Annotated in this window: 18 protein-coding genes; 17 read left to right on the forward strand and 1 reads right to left on the reverse strand. The window is 69.6% G+C overall.

Annotation, left to right across the window (positions count from 1 at the left end; genetic code table 11):
* Positions 1-37: 37 nt before the first annotated feature.
* From prmC to I4J89_RS10480, 4 genes are read left to right on the forward strand one after another with little or no spacing between them, the layout of a single operon-like run.
* The gene (gene prmC, locus I4J89_RS10465) at positions 38-910 is read left to right on the forward strand and encodes a peptide chain release factor N(5)-glutamine methyltransferase (protein ID WP_196413677.1); all 873 of its coding nucleotides are present in this window, start codon (positions 38-40) and stop codon (positions 908-910) included.
* 24 nt (positions 911-934) lie between these two features.
* Positions 935-1,579: an L-threonylcarbamoyladenylate synthase gene (locus I4J89_RS10470; RefSeq protein ID WP_196413889.1), complete on the forward strand. Its 645-nt coding sequence runs from the start codon at positions 935-937 to the stop codon at positions 1,577-1,579.
* A gap of 1 nt (position 1,580) precedes the next feature.
* Entirely contained in the window at positions 1,581-2,174 is a 594-nt protein-coding gene (locus I4J89_RS10475; protein WP_196413678.1) for an arsenate reductase/protein-tyrosine-phosphatase family protein, read from the forward strand.
* On the forward strand, positions 2,171-3,124 hold the full coding sequence (locus I4J89_RS10480) for an L-threonylcarbamoyladenylate synthase (RefSeq protein ID WP_196413679.1): 954 nt from the start codon (positions 2,171-2,173) through the stop codon (positions 3,122-3,124). The genes I4J89_RS10475 and I4J89_RS10480 overlap by 4 nt, the downstream gene beginning before the upstream one ends.
* Here the strand turns inward: I4J89_RS10480 and I4J89_RS10485 are convergent.
* On the reverse strand, positions 3,101-4,567 hold the full coding sequence (locus tag I4J89_RS10485; RefSeq protein ID WP_196413680.1) for an SDR family oxidoreductase: 1,467 nt from the start codon (positions 4,565-4,567) through the stop codon (positions 3,101-3,103). The two genes, I4J89_RS10480 and I4J89_RS10485, sit on opposite strands and share 24 nt — an antisense overlap.
* 81 nt (positions 4,568-4,648) lie before the next feature.
* Between I4J89_RS10485 and glyA the strand changes: the two genes are divergently transcribed.
* The 13 genes from glyA to I4J89_RS10550 all read left to right on the forward strand — a co-directional run bounded on the left by glyA (position 4,649) and on the right by I4J89_RS10550 (position 15,562).
* Positions 4,649-5,938, forward strand: a complete 1,290-nt coding sequence (gene glyA, locus I4J89_RS10490; protein ID WP_196413681.1) for a serine hydroxymethyltransferase — start codon at positions 4,649-4,651, stop codon at positions 5,936-5,938.
* Between the two features lie 116 nt (positions 5,939-6,054).
* Positions 6,055-6,447 carry a hypothetical protein gene (locus I4J89_RS10495; protein ID WP_230858651.1) on the forward strand — a complete coding sequence of 131 codons (393 nt, stop codon included), beginning with the start codon at positions 6,055-6,057 and terminating at the stop codon, positions 6,445-6,447.
* A gap of 210 nt (positions 6,448-6,657) precedes the next feature.
* Entirely contained in the window at positions 6,658-6,894 is a 237-nt protein-coding gene (locus I4J89_RS10500) for a hypothetical protein (protein ID WP_230858652.1), read from the forward strand.
* A 14-nt stretch (positions 6,895-6,908) separates the two neighbouring features.
* The gene (atpB, locus tag I4J89_RS10505; RefSeq protein ID WP_196413682.1) at positions 6,909-7,697 is read left to right on the forward strand and encodes a F0F1 ATP synthase subunit A; all 789 of its coding nucleotides are present in this window, start codon (positions 6,909-6,911) and stop codon (positions 7,695-7,697) included.
* Between the two features lie 70 nt (positions 7,698-7,767).
* On the forward strand, positions 7,768-8,004 hold the full coding sequence (locus tag I4J89_RS10510) for an ATP synthase F0 subunit C (RefSeq protein ID WP_196413683.1): 237 nt from the start codon (positions 7,768-7,770) through the stop codon (positions 8,002-8,004).
* 26 nt (positions 8,005-8,030) lie between these two features.
* Entirely contained in the window at positions 8,031-8,582 is a 552-nt protein-coding gene (locus I4J89_RS10515; protein ID WP_196413684.1) for a F0F1 ATP synthase subunit B, read from the forward strand.
* Positions 8,582-9,403 (forward strand): F0F1 ATP synthase subunit delta, encoded by an 822-nt coding sequence (locus I4J89_RS10520; protein ID WP_196413685.1) that lies wholly within the window; start codon positions 8,582-8,584, stop codon positions 9,401-9,403. Before I4J89_RS10515 ends, I4J89_RS10520 begins: the two co-directional genes overlap by 1 nt.
* A 74-nt stretch (positions 9,404-9,477) precedes the next feature.
* On the forward strand, positions 9,478-11,043 hold the full coding sequence (gene atpA / locus I4J89_RS10525; protein ID WP_196413686.1) for a F0F1 ATP synthase subunit alpha: 1,566 nt from the start codon (positions 9,478-9,480) through the stop codon (positions 11,041-11,043).
* 2 nt (positions 11,044-11,045) lie between these two features.
* On the forward strand, positions 11,046-11,972 hold the full coding sequence (locus I4J89_RS10530; RefSeq protein ID WP_196413687.1) for a F0F1 ATP synthase subunit gamma: 927 nt from the start codon (positions 11,046-11,048) through the stop codon (positions 11,970-11,972).
* A complete protein-coding gene (atpD, locus tag I4J89_RS10535) occupies positions 11,972-13,414 on the forward strand; it encodes a F0F1 ATP synthase subunit beta (protein ID WP_230858653.1) in 1,443 nt (480 codons plus the stop codon). Before I4J89_RS10530 ends, atpD begins: the two co-directional genes overlap by 1 nt.
* Positions 13,415-13,596: 182 nt before the next feature.
* On the forward strand, positions 13,597-14,724 hold the full coding sequence (locus I4J89_RS10540; protein WP_373688115.1) for an LCP family protein: 1,128 nt from the start codon (positions 13,597-13,599) through the stop codon (positions 14,722-14,724).
* Between the two features lie 80 nt (positions 14,725-14,804).
* A complete protein-coding gene (locus I4J89_RS10545) occupies positions 14,805-15,086 on the forward strand; it encodes a F0F1 ATP synthase subunit epsilon (protein WP_196413689.1) in 282 nt (93 codons plus the stop codon).
* 8 nt (positions 15,087-15,094) lie between these two features.
* Positions 15,095-15,562 carry a DUF2550 domain-containing protein gene (locus I4J89_RS10550; RefSeq protein WP_196413690.1) on the forward strand — a complete coding sequence of 156 codons (468 nt, stop codon included), beginning with the start codon at positions 15,095-15,097 and terminating at the stop codon, positions 15,560-15,562.
* Position 15,563: the final 1 nt, after the last annotated feature.

Consider the following 15,563-nt stretch of genomic DNA (forward strand, 5'->3'; position numbering starts at 1 on the left):
ACCCTCGGCGTGCGCGACGTCTCATGATTATGCCGTGATGCCGCGACACGAACACCCCCGCGAAACCGCGGATCGAATCCGGCTGGCGCCCGAGCTGGCCGAGGCGACCGCGACGCTCGCGGCCGCCGGAGTGGCGTCACCGCGGGTCGACGCGGAACTGCTGGCCGCGCACTCGCTGGGCGTACCCCGCGGCCGGCTGCTGCTGATCGACACCATGCGGGCCGAGGAGTCGGCACGTTTCCGTGCCCTGGTCGCCGATCGGGCCCGCCGGATCCCGTTGCAGCACCTGCTCGGCACCGCCGCGTTCCGGCACCTCGACCTGGCGGTCGGTGACGGCGTCTTCGTTCCCCGGCCGGAGACGGAGCTGCTGGCCGGCTGGGGGATCGAGCGGACCGTGCCGGGCGCGGTCGTGGTGGACCTGTGCAGCGGGAGTGGGGCCATCGCGCTCTCGGTGGCCGACGAGACGACGGCCGGCCGAGTGATCGCGGTGGAACGTTCGCCGGCAGCGCTCGGATGGCTGCGGCGCAACGCGGCCGGGTTCGGCTCGGTCGAGGTGGTCGAGGGCGACGTGACCGATCCTGGTCTCCTGCCCGATCTGCACGGGCAGGTCGATGTCGTGCTCTGCAACCCGCCCTATGTCCCGGACAGCACCGCGGTTCCGCCGGAGGTGTCCGATCACGACCCGTCCGAAGCGGTCTTCGGTGGCGCTGACGGGCTGTCCGTGATCCGCCCGGTGATCGCGCTCGCCGCGAAGCTGCTGCGTCCCGGTGGCTGGTTCGGTGTCGAGCACGATGACGTGCATGGCGCGGCCGTGCCCCGGCTGATCTCCGCCGACGGCCGGTTCACCGAGGTGACGGCACACGACGACCTCACCGGCCGCCCCAGATATGCGAGCGCTCGGCGCGGCTGACGACATGGCACACTGCATCTCGTGATGCTCTACGACTGCGCCACCGTCGCCGACCGGGACCGCGGGATCGCTGCGGCTGTCGACGCGGCCAAGAGCGGCGAGCTCGTCGTGATGCCCACCGACACGGTGTACGGCGTCGGCGCGGACGCCTTCACCCCACACGCGGTCACCCAGCTGCACCACGCCCGCGGCTCGGACCGCCGGGTGCCACCACCGGTGCTCGTCGGCTCCCGGCACACCCTGGACGGGCTGGTCTACTCGCTGCCCCGGGCGGCCCGGGAGCTGGCCGACGCCTTCTGGCCCGGCGCGCTCACCATCATCGTGGAGCACTCGCCCAGCCTGCAGTGGGACCTGGGCGACACCGGCGGCGCCGTGGCGGTCCGGATGCCGCTGCACCCGGTCGCGCTGGAGGTGCTCCGCGAGGTCGGCCCGATGGCCGTGACCACCGCCAACAAGCTCGGTTCGCCCGCGCCGCTCACCGCCGAGGAGGCGCGCGACCAGCTGGAGTACGCGGTCCGCGTCTATCTGGAGGCCGGCCCCGCCGCTGACCCCGCCCCGAGCACGATCGTCGACGTGACCGGCGATGTGCCGCGCGTGCTGCGGGCCGGTGCCATCCCGCTCGAGAAACTGCGTGACGTGGTCCCGGACATCGTCGACGGGCAGGGCTGACGTGACGCCGTTCACCGTTCTGCACGTCTGCATGGGCAACATCTGCCGGTCGCCGATGGCCGAGCGCCTGCTGGCCCGGGCGGTCCGCGACCGCGCCGGCGAGACCAACGAAGAGCTGATCCGCAGCGTGAGCGCCGGCACCGGCGGCTGGCACGAGGGCGAGGAGATGAACCCGCCGGCCGCCCGGCTGGTGCGGGCCCGCCGCGGCAGCGACGAGGGCTTCCTGGCCCGCAAGCTGCGCGGTGACTTCATCGACGAGGCCGATCTGATCCTCACCGCCACCGCCGATCAGTACGACTACGTGGTCGCGCTGCGCCCGGACGCCGCCGACCGTACCTTCGTGCTCGGCGAGTTCGGCCGCCTGCTCGGTGCGGTGGACGCCGCCGCGCTGCCGCCGGCCGAGCCGAAGCCGGCGCCGGTGCACGCCCGCGGTGTCGCCATCGTCGCGGCGGTCGCCCGGCTCCGGGGCACCGAGGCGCCCCAGCCCTCCGACGACCTGGACGATCCGTGGGGTCGCGGCGACCAGACCTTCCAGCGCGTCGGCGACGAGATCGAGGACACCACGGTCCCGTTCGCCAATCTGCTGCTCCCGTGACCGGGCAGTTGGTCCGCCCGGACGCCGAGGGGCTGCGCCGGGCGGTGGCGATCCTGCGGGCCGACTCGGTCGTCGCGTTCCCCACCGAGACCGTCTACGGCCTCGGCGCCAACGCGTTCTCCGAGCGTGCCGTCGGGGAGATCTACCGGCTGAAGAACCGGCCCACCTGGAACCCGCTGATCGTCCACGTGGCGGACGTGGACGCGGCCCGGGCGCTGGCCGAGACCTGGCCGGAGCAGGCCGGTGAGCTCGCCGCCCGGTTCTGGCCCGGCCCGCTCACCCTGGTCGTACGCCGGGCCCGGCACCTGCCCGGGATCGGCGCGGCGAACGACACCGTGGCGGTCCGGGTGCCGGCGCACGACGTCGCCCTGAGCCTGCTGCGGGCGTCCGGCCTCCCGCTCGCCGCGCCCAGCGCGAACCGGTCGGAGCACATCTCGCCGACCACCGCCGAGCACGTGGTGAGGAGCCTGCCCGACGTTCCGCTGGTGCTCGACGGCGGCGCCTGCTCGTGGGGCATCGAGTCGACCGTGCTGGACCTGACCGGTGAGGTGCCGAGACTGCTGCGGCCGGGTGCGCTCGGCCTGCGCGTGCTGCGCGACGTGGCCGGTCCGATCGCCCTGCCGGACGCCGAGACCGCGGACGGCGTGGCCCGGCCCTCGCCGGGGATGAGCCGGCGGCACTACGCGCCGCGAGCCCGGGTCGTCCTCTGCAAGGACGTCGACGACGTGGACCGTTCCGGTCTGGCCGGCCCGATCGGCGTGCTCGCCTACGAGGGGACCGAGGGGACCGAGATCCTCTCGGCCGACCCCCGGGAGTACGCGGCCGACCTGTACGCCGCCCTCCATCGCCTGGACGACGCGGGCGTGGCGACCATCCTGGTCCAGGAGCCGCCGCAGACCGAGGACTGGCTGGCCGTCCGGGACCGGCTAGGCCGGGCCGCCGCGAAGTAGCTCCGCCTCCGAGGTGATGTTGCGGGCCATGCCGTTGAAGACGATGCCGTGGAACGGCAGCACGGACGCCCAGTAGAGGTGACCGGCCAGCCCGCGCGGCAGGAAGACGGCCCGCTGCCGGTAGACGCTGCCGCCGTTGCCGTCGGGTTCGGCGCGCATCTCCAGCCAGGCCCGCCCGGGCACCTTCATCTCCGCCCGCAGCCGCAACAGTGAGCCCGGGACGATCTCCTCGACCCGCCACCAGTCCAGCGCCTCGCCGACCCGCAGCCGGTGCCGGTCGCGCCGGCCGCGGCGCAGGCCGACCCCGCCGGCCAGCCGGTCCACCCAGCCGCGAACCGACCAGGCGAGCGGGAACGAGTACCAGCCGTTCTCGCCGCCGATGCCCTCGATCACCCGCCACAGCCGGTCGGCGGGCGCGTTCACCGGGCGGGACCGCTCGTCGACGTAGAGGCTGCCGCCGGACCAGTCCGGGTCGCTTGGTAGCGGTTCGGCGGCGGCGTCGCCCCCGGTCGCGGTGGACCAGCGGGTCTCCACGTCGGCGTCGCGGATCTTGCTGAGGGCCAGCCGGACCGACTCGTCGAAGCCCAGGGGAGCGGGACCGGGGAGCAGGGCGGCGAGGTCGTTCTCCTGGGCGACGGCCTCGTGCACCAGGCTGGCGACCAGCGGCCGGGCGATGGCGTTCGGCACCGGGGTGATCAGGCCGACCCAGTGCGCGGAGAGCCAGGGGCTGAGGACCCGGGTCGGCAGGATGACCCGGCGGGGGAGGCCGGCCACCCGGGCGTAGCGGCGCATCATCTCGGCGTAGGTGAGCACGTCCGCGCCGCCGATGTCGAAGCCGCGGTTGACCTCGGGCGGCAGCTCCGCGGCGCCGATCAGGTAGCGGAGCACGTCGCGCACGGCGATCGGCTGGATCCGGTTACCGACCCAGCGCGGGCAGACCATCGCCGGGAGCCGCTCGGTGAGGTAGCGCAGCATCTCGAAGGAGGCTGAGCCGGAGCCGATGATCACCGGTGCCCGGAGGACCACGGTCGGCACCCCGCTGTCCAGCAGGATCTTGCCCACCTCGGCCCGGGACCGCAGGTGCGCCGACGGGCGCTCGCCGGGTGGCGGCTCGGGACCGCCGAGGTAGATGATCCGGCGGACACCGGCCGCCCGGGCCGCGGCCGCGAAGTTGGCGGCCGCCTCCCGATCGCGCCGTTCGAAGTCCGGGCTGCCGAGCGAGTGCATCAGGAAGTAGGCGGCCTCGATCCCGTCGAAGGCCGCCGGCAGGCTCGCCGGGTCGGCCAGATCGGCCTCGACGATCTCCACCTGGTCCGCCCACGGGACGTCGCGGAGGCGGCCGGCGCTGCGTGACAGACAGCGGACGAGATGACCGGCGTCGAGCAGGCGCGGGGCCAGGCGGCCACCGATGTAACCGGTGGCGCCGGTGACTAGGCATCGCATAAGTACAGACTGTGCCCGCAGGCGGGGGGTCCCACGCCATATGCTTTTTCCTGGCAGGTCCTCGAGGTCGGGAGGCCAGAGGTGGGCACCTTCTGGGGGCCGGATTTCGCCGCGCTGGAGCGCGACGATCCGGAAATCGCGGCCGTCCTGGTCGATGAGCTGGCCCGTCAGCGCGAGACCTTGCAGCTGATCGCCAGTGAGAGCTTCGCCTCACCGGCGGTTCTGGCCGCACTCGGCTCGACGCTGGCGAACAAGTACGCCGAGGGATATCCCGGGCAGCGTTACTACGGTGGCTGCGCGCAGGTGGACCGGGCCGAGGAGCTGGCGATCGAGCGCGCCAAGGAGCTGTTCGGCGCCGAGCACGCCAACGTGCAGCCGCACTCCGGGGCGTCGGCCAACCTGGCGGCGTACGCGGCACTCGCCGAGCCGGGTGACGTGGTGCTGGCGATGGGCCTGCCGCACGGCGGTCACCTGACCCACGGCAGCAAGGCCAACTTCTCCGGGAAGTGGTTCCATCCGGTCGCGTACCAGGTGGATCCGGTCTCCGAGGAGATCGACTATGACGAGGTACGCGATCTGGCGCTGGCTCACCGACCCAAGCTGATCATCTGCGGGGCGACCTCGTACCCGCGTCTCATCGACTTCGCCCGGTTCCGCGAGATCGCCGACGAGGTGGGTGCGTACCTGCTGGTCGACGCGGCACACTTCATCGGGCTGGTGGCCGGCCGGGCGGTGCCCTCCCCGGTGCCGTACGCCGACGTGGTCACCTGCACCACCCACAAGGCACTGCGCGGACCGAGAGGCGGCATGATCCTCTGTCGTGCGGATCTGGCTCAGCGCGTCGACAAGGCGGTCTTCCCGTTCGCCCAGGGCGGGCCGATGATGCACGCCGTCGCGGCCAAGGCGGTCGCCCTGCGCGAGGCCGGCATGCCGGACTTCCGGGGGTACGCTCAGCAGACCGTCCGCAACGCCCGGGCACTGGCCACCGGGCTCGCCGCCGAGGGGATGCGTCCCGTCACCGGCGGCACGGACACCCATCTCGCCGTTCTGGACCTGCGCGATCTGGGCGTCTGCGGACGGGATGCGGAGGCGCGTTGCGCTTCCGCGCGGATCGCCCTGAACAAGAACGCGATTCCGTACGACCCGGAGCGGGCGGCTGTGGCCTCCGGTATCCGGATCGGTACGCCGAGCGTCACCTCGCAGGGCATGCGGGAGGGCGAGATGCGGCAGATCGCGGGGCTGATCGGGGTGGCGGTGCGCAGCGATCCGGAGACCACCGGTGGGGCGGGCCGGCTCGCCGAGCTCACCGAAGAGGTGTCGGCGCTGGTCCGGCGCTTTCCTTGTTATGCGGAGCAGGAGGTTTTGGCGTGAGTCGTGGAGGACCGGCGGCAGCCGAGCGCAGCTCGGGAGACGGTCTGGATCCGGCGGGTGCGGCTCAGGGCGTACCGGATGATGAGGATGATCTCCCCCTGCCCGATCTCCCGGCGTTGCCGGCCGATCCGCGCTGGCGGGTGGAACACCTGCCGTTCCTCTCCGCGGTCTCCTTCGCGCTGCTCACCTGCGCCGCGTCGGTGGGCTTCTTCGCCGGCGGCGCGGACGCCGCGCTCGGCGCGGCCATGGGCGTCTTGATCGTTACCGTCAGCTACACCATGTCCACCCTGGTCATCGCGTGGGCCGACACGGTGCGGCCGGCTCTGCTGATGCCGCTGGGATTGCTTACATATGTGCTGAAATACACGCTGCTGGGAGTTATTCTGGCATTTGGCGTATCCAGCGAGTGGCCGGGCAAGACCGCTCTCGGGTTCGGCATCGTCGCGGGCGTGATGGTGTGGACCGGCGTGCAGGCCTGGTGGCTCTACGGCAGAACTGTCAGAAAGTGATCTATCGCAACACATCTGCCCTGCTCACGGAGGACGAAGCAGACCAGAGAGCCACGATCTGGTGACCTGCTCGCTCGCGCCGTGTTCCGTTTTGGCGTGACAGGAGTACCGTGTCCAGACAGTTGCGAGACCCCTGACGCCTGGACAACTGCGGTTGTGCGGGGGGTCCCGCTTAGCCTCGTCTTTCCTGCTGATATCGTTCGGGCCGTCATGACCGGCCAGAAACCTCCCGACAAATCCCGCGATGACGACGGTTCCCACCCACCCCCTGATGCGGGAGTGGGCATGGTCGCCCTCTCCTATCTCATCGCGGGTCTGTTGGTCTGGGGTGGGATCGGCTGGCTGGTCGACCACTTCGTCGGAACCAGGGGCATCTTCGCCGGAATCGGCTCGATCCTCGGTATCGGCGGCGGTGTGTACCTCATCGTGCGCCGGCTCGGCGCCTGACAGGAAGGGCAACGGTGATCGGTCAGTCGACGGTCCTCGCGGCGGCGTTCCCGCCCAGCGTCGAGGACTTCTACCTGCCCAGCATCCTGCCGTGGGGCGAGCACGACAACTACTGGTTCACCAAGATCACGCTGCTGGTCTGGCTGGCGGTCGCGGTCATCATCGTGTTCTTCCTGATGTCCTACCGAAAGCCGCAGCTGGTTCCCACCAAGAAGCAGTGGCTCGCGGAGAGCATCTACGGCTTCGTGCGGAACAACATCGCGGTGGACATGATCGGTCCGGCGGGTGTGCGGTTCGCGCCGTACCTCACGACGCTGTTCTGCTTCATCCTGCTGAACAACTTCTGGGGGATCGTGCCGTTCGTGCAGATCTCGCCGATGTCGCACATCGCCTTCCCCGCGGTGCTCGCGGTGATCAGCTACGTGATGTTCATCTACGTCGGCGCCCGGCACCACGGTTTCGGCAAGTACTTCATGCACGCCCTGAAGCCGCCGGCCCCGTGGTTCATCCTGCCGCTGCTGGTTCCGATCGAGTTCTTCTCGACCTTCCTGGTCCGCCCGTTCTCGCTGGCGGTCCGTCTCTTCGCGAACATGTTCGCGGGGCACATGCTGCTGCTGGTGTTCACGCTCGGCGGCTTTGCGATGCTCTCGGCGAACGCCCTCTACGCGCCGTTCGCGGTTCTCTCCTGGGGTCTCACCATCGCGCTGACCCTGCTGGAGTTCCTGGTCATCTGCCTCCAGGCCTACGTCTTCACCGTGCTGACCGCGAGCTACGTCCAGGGCGCGCTCGCCGATGAGCACTGATTTGTTCCACCAGTAACACCCCGTTGTCGTCCCGCGTGACAGTCACGCGAGATTCCAGGAGGATTTCGTAATGGAGCTTCTTGCCGCCGTTGAGGGCAGCACCGCCGCCATCGGCTACGGTCTCGCGGCCATCGGCCCCGGCATCGGTGTTGGCCTGGTCTTCTCGGCGTACATCCAGTCGACCGCGCGTCAGCCGGAGTCGTCCCGCCTGACCCTGCCGTACGTCTGGATCGGCTTCGCCGTCATCGAGGCGCTCGCTCTGCTGGGCATCGCGTTCGGCTTCATCTGGCAGGGCCCGATCCAGTAATTTTCGCTCCTCGTTGGGAGGTGCCCATGATCAACCTTTATCTGGCTGCCGCTGAAGAGGGCGCCGCTGAGCCGCACAACCCGATCATTCCTGTCTGGCAGGAGATCGTCGTCGGCTCGGTCGCCTTCGCGGTGCTCTGCTTCGTGCTCATCAAGTTCGTCTTCCCGCAGATGGAGAAGACGTTCCGGGCACGGGTCGACGCGATCGAGGGCGGCATCAAGCGCGCCGAGGCCGCTCAGGCCGAGGCGAACGAGCTGCTCGAGCAGTACCGGGCGCAGCTCGCCGAGGCTCGTACCGAGGCCGCGCGCATCCGCGACGAGGCCCGGGCCGACGCCGAGGGCATCCGCCAGGACGTGCTGGCCAAGGCTCGCGAGGAGTCGGACCGCATCATCGCGGCCGGCAACGAGCAGCTCGCCGCCCAGCGTGAGTCCATCGTCCGCGAGCTCCGCTCCGAGGTCGGCACGCTTGCCGTCGACCTGGCCAGCAAGATCGTTGGCGAGGCGCTGGCCGACGAGGCCCGTACCCGGGGCACCGTCGAGCGGTTCATCAGCGACCTCGACTCGGCCGGGCGGCGCTGATGGCTTCGGGCGCGAGCCGCGAGGCCTACGGCGAGGCGTTGGACCGGTTCGCCGCGGACACCGCGTCGGCCACGGCCGCGCAGCTGGCCACCGTTGCCGACGAGATTCTGTCGGTGGCCGGCCTGCTGCGGGGCCAGCCCCGGCTGCGCCGGGCGCTGACCGACCCGTCGCGTCCCGGCGCGGACCGTGCACAGCTGTTCAAGTCGCTGCTGGCCGGCAAGGTCTCCGAGGCCTGCGTCAACACGGTGTCCGTGTTGGCGGCCGGGCGGTTCTCCCGCCCGGTGGAGTTGCTGGACGCCACCGAGCGTCTGGGTGTCGAGGCGCTGCTGGCCTCGGCCGAGCGGGACGGCAAGCTGGCCGACGTGGAGGACGAGCTGTTCCGGTTCGCCCAGATCGTCTCCGGCAACTCCCGACTGGCCGTCACTCTCAGTGACGTCAGTGCTTCGGTCGAGGAGCGGGTTAAGCTGGTGCGGGACTTGCTCAAGGGCAAGGTGCACGTGGCCACCGGCCGGCTGGTCGAGGTCGCGCTGACCGGCTTCGGCGGCCGTGGTTTCGAGGCGTCGCTGACCCGGCTGGTCGAGGCGACCGCCGCGAAGCGGGACCGCGAGGTGGCGTATGTGACGGTGGCCAAGCCGCTCACCGACGCCGACGAGCAGTCCCTGGCCGCGAAGCTGTCCGCCCTCTACAGCCGAGAGGTCTCGCTGAAGGTGGACGTCGACCCGTCGGTTCTCGGCGGGGTCAGCGTCCGGGTCGGCTCCGATCTCTACGACGGCACGGTCCTGCGCAAGCTGAACCAGGCCAAGCAGGCGTTCGCTAAATAGTCCTTTCCCCTCGATTTCCATCGAGAAGCCCCTCGGCGGCGGTGACGCTCCGAGCTAGACAGAGAAGGCAGAGGATGGCCGAGCTGACCATCTCCTCGGACGAGATCCGGGGGGCGCTAGAGCGCTACGTCTCGTCCGCCACGTCGTCCGATCTCACCCGCGAAGAGGTCGGCATCGTCTCCGACGCGGGTGACGGCATTGCGCACGTCGAGGGCCTGCCCTCGACGATGGCGAACGAGCTGCTCGAGTTCGCCGACGGCACGCTGGGCGTCGCGCTGAACCTCGACGTCCGCGAGATCGGCGCCGTGATCCTGGGTGACTTCGCGAAGATCGAGGAGGGCCAGCCGGTCAAGCGGACCGGCCGCGTCCTCTCGGTCCCGGTGGGCGACGCCTTCCTGGGCCGCGTGGTCGACGCGCTGGGCAACCCGATCGACGACCGCGGCGAGATCGCCAACGAAGGCTTCCGTGAGCTGGAGCTCCAGGCGCCGAACGTGATGGCGCGCCAGCCGGTGAAGCAGCCGCTGCAGACCGGCATCAAGGCGATCGACGCCATGACGCCGATCGGCCGTGGCCAGCGCCAGCTGATCATCGGCGACCGCAAGACCGGTAAGACCACGGTCGCGATCGACACGATCATCAACCAGAAGGCGAACTGGGAGTCCGGCGACCCGGAGAAGCAGGTCCGCTGCATCTACGTGGCGATCGGCCAGAAGGCCTCCACCATCGCCAGCATCCGGGGCACCCTGGAGGCGCAGGGCGCGCTGCAGTACACGACCATCGTGGCTGCTCCGGCGTCCGACCCGGCCGGCTTCAAGTACATCGCCCCGTACACCGGCTCGTCCATCGGACAGCACTGGATGTACAACGGCAAGCACGTCCTGATCGTCTTCGACGACCTGACCAAGCAGGCCGAGGCGTACCGTGCCGTGTCGCTGCTGCTGCGCCGCCCGCCGGGCCGCGAGGCGTACCCGGGTGACGTCTTCTACCTGCACTCCCGTCTGCTGGAGCGCTGCGCGAAGCTCTCCGACGAGATGGGCGGCGGCTCGATGACCGGTCTGCCGATCATCGAGACCAAGGCCAACGACATCTCGGCCTACATCCCGACCAACGTCATCTCGATCACCGACGGCCAGATCTTCCTGGAGTCCGACCTGTTCGCCTCGGGTGTCCGCCCGGCGATCAACGTCGGCACCTCGGTCTCCCGGGTGGGTGGTTCGGCGCAGGTCAAGGCCATGCGCTCGGTCTCCGGCCGGCTCCGCCTCGACCTGGCCCAGTTCCGTGAGCTGGAGGCCTTCTCGGCCTTCGCCTCCGACCTGGACAAGGCGTCGCGGGCGCAGCTGGAGAAGGGCGTCCGGCTGGTCGAGCTGCTCAAGCAGCCGCAGTACTCGCCTTACGCGACCGTCGACCAGGTCATCACGATCTGGGCCGGCACCACCGGGCAGCTCGACGACATCCCGGTCGGCGACGTGCGCCGGTTCGAGCTGGACTTCCTGCAGTGGTTCAAGCAGCACCACAGCGAGGTCTACACCGCGATCGAGTCGACGAACCTGCTGAGCGACGACAACGTCGAGAGCCTCAAGGCGGGCGTCGTCGAGTTCAAGAAGGTCTTCCAGAGCGGCTCGACCGAGAGCGGTAGCTAGGCATGGCCGGTCAGGTACAGGCGCTGCGGCGGCGCATCCGCACCGTCCGGTCGACCAAGAAGATCGCCAAGGCGCAGGAACTGGTCGCCACCAGCCGGATCGCCAAGGCTCAGGAGCGGGTGAACGCCTCCCGGCCGTACTCGGTCGCGATCACCAAGGTCCTGGGCGCGCTGGCGACGAACGCGTCGGTGGACAACCCGCTGCTGGTCGCGCGTGAGCGCGTCCAGCGGGCGGGCGTCCTGCTGATCACCAGTGACCGGGGCCTGGCCGGCGCCTACAACGCCAACGCCATCCGGACCGCCGAGCAGCTGATCGCTCAGCTCCGCTCGGAGGGCAAGGACGTGGCGCTGTACGTCGTGGGCCGCAAGGGCGTCGGTTACTACAAGTTCCGTAACCGGGAGATCGCCGCCAGCTGGACCGGCTTCTCCGAGCGGCCGTCGTTCGGTGACGCCAAGCGCATCGGTGACGCGCTGATCGAGGCGTTCGCGGCGGGCTCGGAGACGGACGGCACGTTCGGTCCGGAGAACATCGCGGGCGTGGACGAGCTGCACATCGTGAGCACCGAGTTCAAGTCCCTGATGACGCAGGCCGCCAACGCGAAGCCGCTCGCGCCGGTCCAGGTCGAGGAGCAGGACGAGGAACCCGGTCTGCGCCCCGCGTACGAGTTCGAGCCGGACGCCGACGAGTTGCTCGACGCGCTGCTGCCGAAGTACCTCAACACCCGTCTCTACGCGGCGTTGCTGGACTCGGCGGCCAGTGAGTCGGCCTCCCGCCGGCGGGCGATGAAGAGCGCGTCGGACAACGCCGACGACCTGCTCAAGCGGTACACGCGCGAGATGAACTCCGCGCGGCAGGCTGCGATCACCCAGGAAATCAGTGAGATCGTCGGCGGCGCCAACGCGCTGGCCGCGGCGGGAAGTGATGTGTGATGACTGCTGTAGCTGAGCCCACCAAGGCGGAGACCGCTGTCGGCCGCGTCGTCCGGGTCATCGGCCCGGTCGTCGACGTCGAGTTTCCCCGTGACGCCATGCCCTCCATCTTCAACGCGCTGCACGTTGAGGTCACCCTCTCCGGCGGCACGAAGAAGCTGACGATGGAGGTCGCCCAGCACCTGGGTGACAACCTCCTCCGCGCGATCTCGATGCAGCCGACCGACGGTCTGGTCCGCGGTGCCGACGTCCTCGACACCGGCGCGCCGATCTCGGTGCCGGTCGGTGACGTCACCAAGGGCCACGTGTTCAACGCCCTCGGCGAGGTGCTCAACGTCGACCCGTCGACGCTGGACATCCAGGAGCGCTGGTCGATCCACCGCAAGCCGCCGGCGTTCGCCGACCTCGAGCCGAAGACCGAGATGCTGGAGACCGGCATCAAGGTGCTCGACCTGCTCGCGCCGTACGTGCGTGGTGGCAAGATCGGCCTGTTCGGTGGCGCGGGCGTGGGCAAGACGGTGCTCATCCAGGAGATGATCATCCGGGTGGCCCGTAACTTCGGTGGTACCTCGGTGTTCGCCGGCGTGGGTGAGCGCACCCGTGAGGGCAACGACCTCATCCTGGAGATGGAGGAGGGTGGCGTTCTCGACAAGACCGCCCTCGTCTTCGGCCAGATGGACGAGCCGCCGGGCACCCGTCTGCGGGTCGCCCTGACCGCGCTGACCATGGCGGAGTACTTCCGGGACGTCCAGAACCAGGAGGTGCTGCTCTTCATCGACAACATCTTCCGGTTCACCCAGGCCGGTTCCGAGGTGTCCACCCTGCTCGGGCGTATGCCGTCCGCCGTGGGTTACCAGCCCACGCTGGCCGACGAGATGGGTGAGCTGCAGGAGCGGATCACCTCGGTCCGGGGCAAGGCGATCACCTCGCTCCAGGCGATCTACGTGCCCGCCGACGACTACACCGACCCGGCGCCGGCCACCACCTTCGCCCACCTGGACGCGACCACCAACCTCGAGCGGTCGATCTCCGACAAGGGCATCTACCCGGCCGTGGACCCGCTGGCCTCCAGCTCGCGGATCCTCGCGCCCGAGTTCGTCGGCGCCGAGCACTACGCGGTCGCCCGTGAGGTGCAGCGAATCCTGCAGAAGTACAAGGACCTGCAGGACATCATCGCCATCCTCGGTATGGACGAGCTCTCCGAGGAAGACAAGGTCACGGTCGCCCGGGCCCGCCGCATCGAGCGGTTCCTGTCGCAGAACACCTACGCGGCGGAGCAGTTCACCGGCGTTCCCGGCTCGACGGTCCCGCTGAAGGAGACCATCGAGGCGTTCAAGAAGATCGCTGAGGGTGAGTACGACAACTACCCGGAGCAGGCCTTCTTCATGTGCGGTGGCCTCGAGGACCTCGAGAAGAACGCGCACGAGCTGATGAAGGGCTGATCAGCCTCTTTTCCGGCCGAGAGCCGTACCGGTTTGAACCCGGTGCGGCTCTCGTTCGTTTTCTGGAGCGAGGCACTTCAAGCGTCCGGAGTTCGTTTCGGCTTGGGTATGCTTGGCGCCGCGTTCCATGATCCTGCGATCGTCCCGGGGTCGTTGGGTGGCCCGGCAGAGTTGGGGATCGAGTGGCAAAGTCTTATAGGCGCCGCACGCCGTGGTGGGCGAGGCTCAGTGCCGCGTTCGGTGCCGTCCTGATGGTCACGAGCGGCGGCGTGCTGGTGACCGGTCAGGCCCTGATCGCCAAGTACACCGGGGCGGTGGACTCCGACGGCGTGACGATCGGTGGCGACCCGGCCTCGGGGGCGACCAAGAAGGCCGCGGAGATCAAGGGCCCGGTCAACATCCTGCTCGCCGGCATCGACCCGCGGGGTTCGAAGACCGCGCCCCTCTCCGACTCGATCCTGGTGGCGCACGTGCCGGCCTCGATGGATCAGGTCTACCTCTTCTCCCTGCCCCGGGACCTGTACGTCGAGATTCCCGCCTTCGCGAAGTCCGGCTTCCAGGGCGGCAGCTCGAAGATCAACGCGGCGATGACGCACGGCAGCGCGATCGGCAACGGGAAGTACGACGAGAAGCAGGGCTTCCAGCTGCTCGCCAAGACGGTCACCAACCTCACCGGTATCAAGGAGTTCGACGCCGGCGCGATCGTCAACTTCGGGGGCTTCAAGGAGATCGTCGAGGCGATGGGCGGCGTCACCATGACGATCGACCAGAACGTGAAGTCGGAGCACCTGCAGCCGAACGGCAAGGCTCGTCCCAAGCGCCCGGAGTGCGGCGAGGGCGGCTGCGAGCACCCGTACGTGGGGCCGCAGAAGGTCTACAAGAAGGGCACCTACCACCTCGAGGCGTGGGAGGCGCTCGACTACGTCCGCCAGCGGTACGGGCTGCCGAACGGTGACTACGACCGGCAGCGGCACCAGCAGCAGTTCGTCAAGGCGATCGCCAAGCAGGCGATGAGCAAGGACGTGGTGACCAACCCGACCAAGCTGCTGAAGGTGCTGGACGCGGCCGGTGACTCGCTCACCTTCTTCGGCGAGGGGAACAGCGTGGTCGACTGGGGTCTGGCGATGCGCGACGTCAACACCGACGACATGACGCTGATCAAGCTGCCCGGCGGCGCGCTCCAGCAGAACGGCCGGTACCTGGGTGAGCAGCTGGCGCCGTCGACCGAGGAGTTCTTCCAGGCGATCAAGGACGACCGGGTCGCGTCGTTCCTGCTGGACCATCCGGAGTACGTGAGCAAGGACGGCTGAGTCGGCACCCCGTACCACGGTGACCTGGGGCGCCGACTAGACTTCACCCGTTCGGTTTCGCAGCGTCAAAGGGAGACAGCGTGGCCAACCAGCTGCACGTCGAGGTCGTCGCCGTCGAGGAGAAGGTCTGGTCCGGCGAGGCGGAGATGCTCGTGGCGCGTACGACCGAGGGCGAGATCGGTGTCCTGCCCGGTCACTCGCCGCTCCTCGGTCTGCTCAAGGAGCCGTCCCAGGTCCGGGTGAAGCTCGCCGGTGGTGAGCAGCTGACCTACGACGTGGCCGGCGGTTTCCTCTCCATCGACGCGAACGGCGTCACGGTGCTCGCCGAGAGCGCCACGCCCGCCACGCCCGAGTCGCACTGACGCCGGCGATGCGGATTCTGGAGATCGCCGGAATCTGCGTCGTCGCGCTCCTCGCGCTCCTTTTCGCCGTCTTCTTCCGCCGCCGGTTGCTCAGGCTCGGCGGCGGAACCATCCGGGTCCAGGTCCGGATCAGCACCATGGTGCCCGGCCGCGGCTGGTCGCCCGGCCTGGGCCAGTTCGTCGGCGACGAGCTCCGCTTCCACCGGATGTTCAGCCTGGCGATCCGTCCCAAGCGGGTGCTGGACCGGCGCACGCTCACGGTCCGCGAGCGACGCCTCCCGTCCGGTCCGGAACGTCTCACCATGCCCGGGCACTGGGTGATCCTCCGCTGCGGCACCGGCCTGGCGGAGTTGGAGATCGCCATGGCGGAGACCACGGTGACCGGCTTTCTCTCCTGGCTCGAGGCCGGGCCACCGCGTGGCCCGGGTAGCGTGAGCGGCCGTCCCGCCTTCGGACCCCGGCCCATCGAGGGCTGAC

The sequence above is a fragment of the Actinoplanes aureus genome (assembly GCF_015704865.1).
GTDB lineage: Bacteria > Actinomycetota > Actinomycetes > Mycobacteriales > Micromonosporaceae > Actinoplanes > Actinoplanes aureus.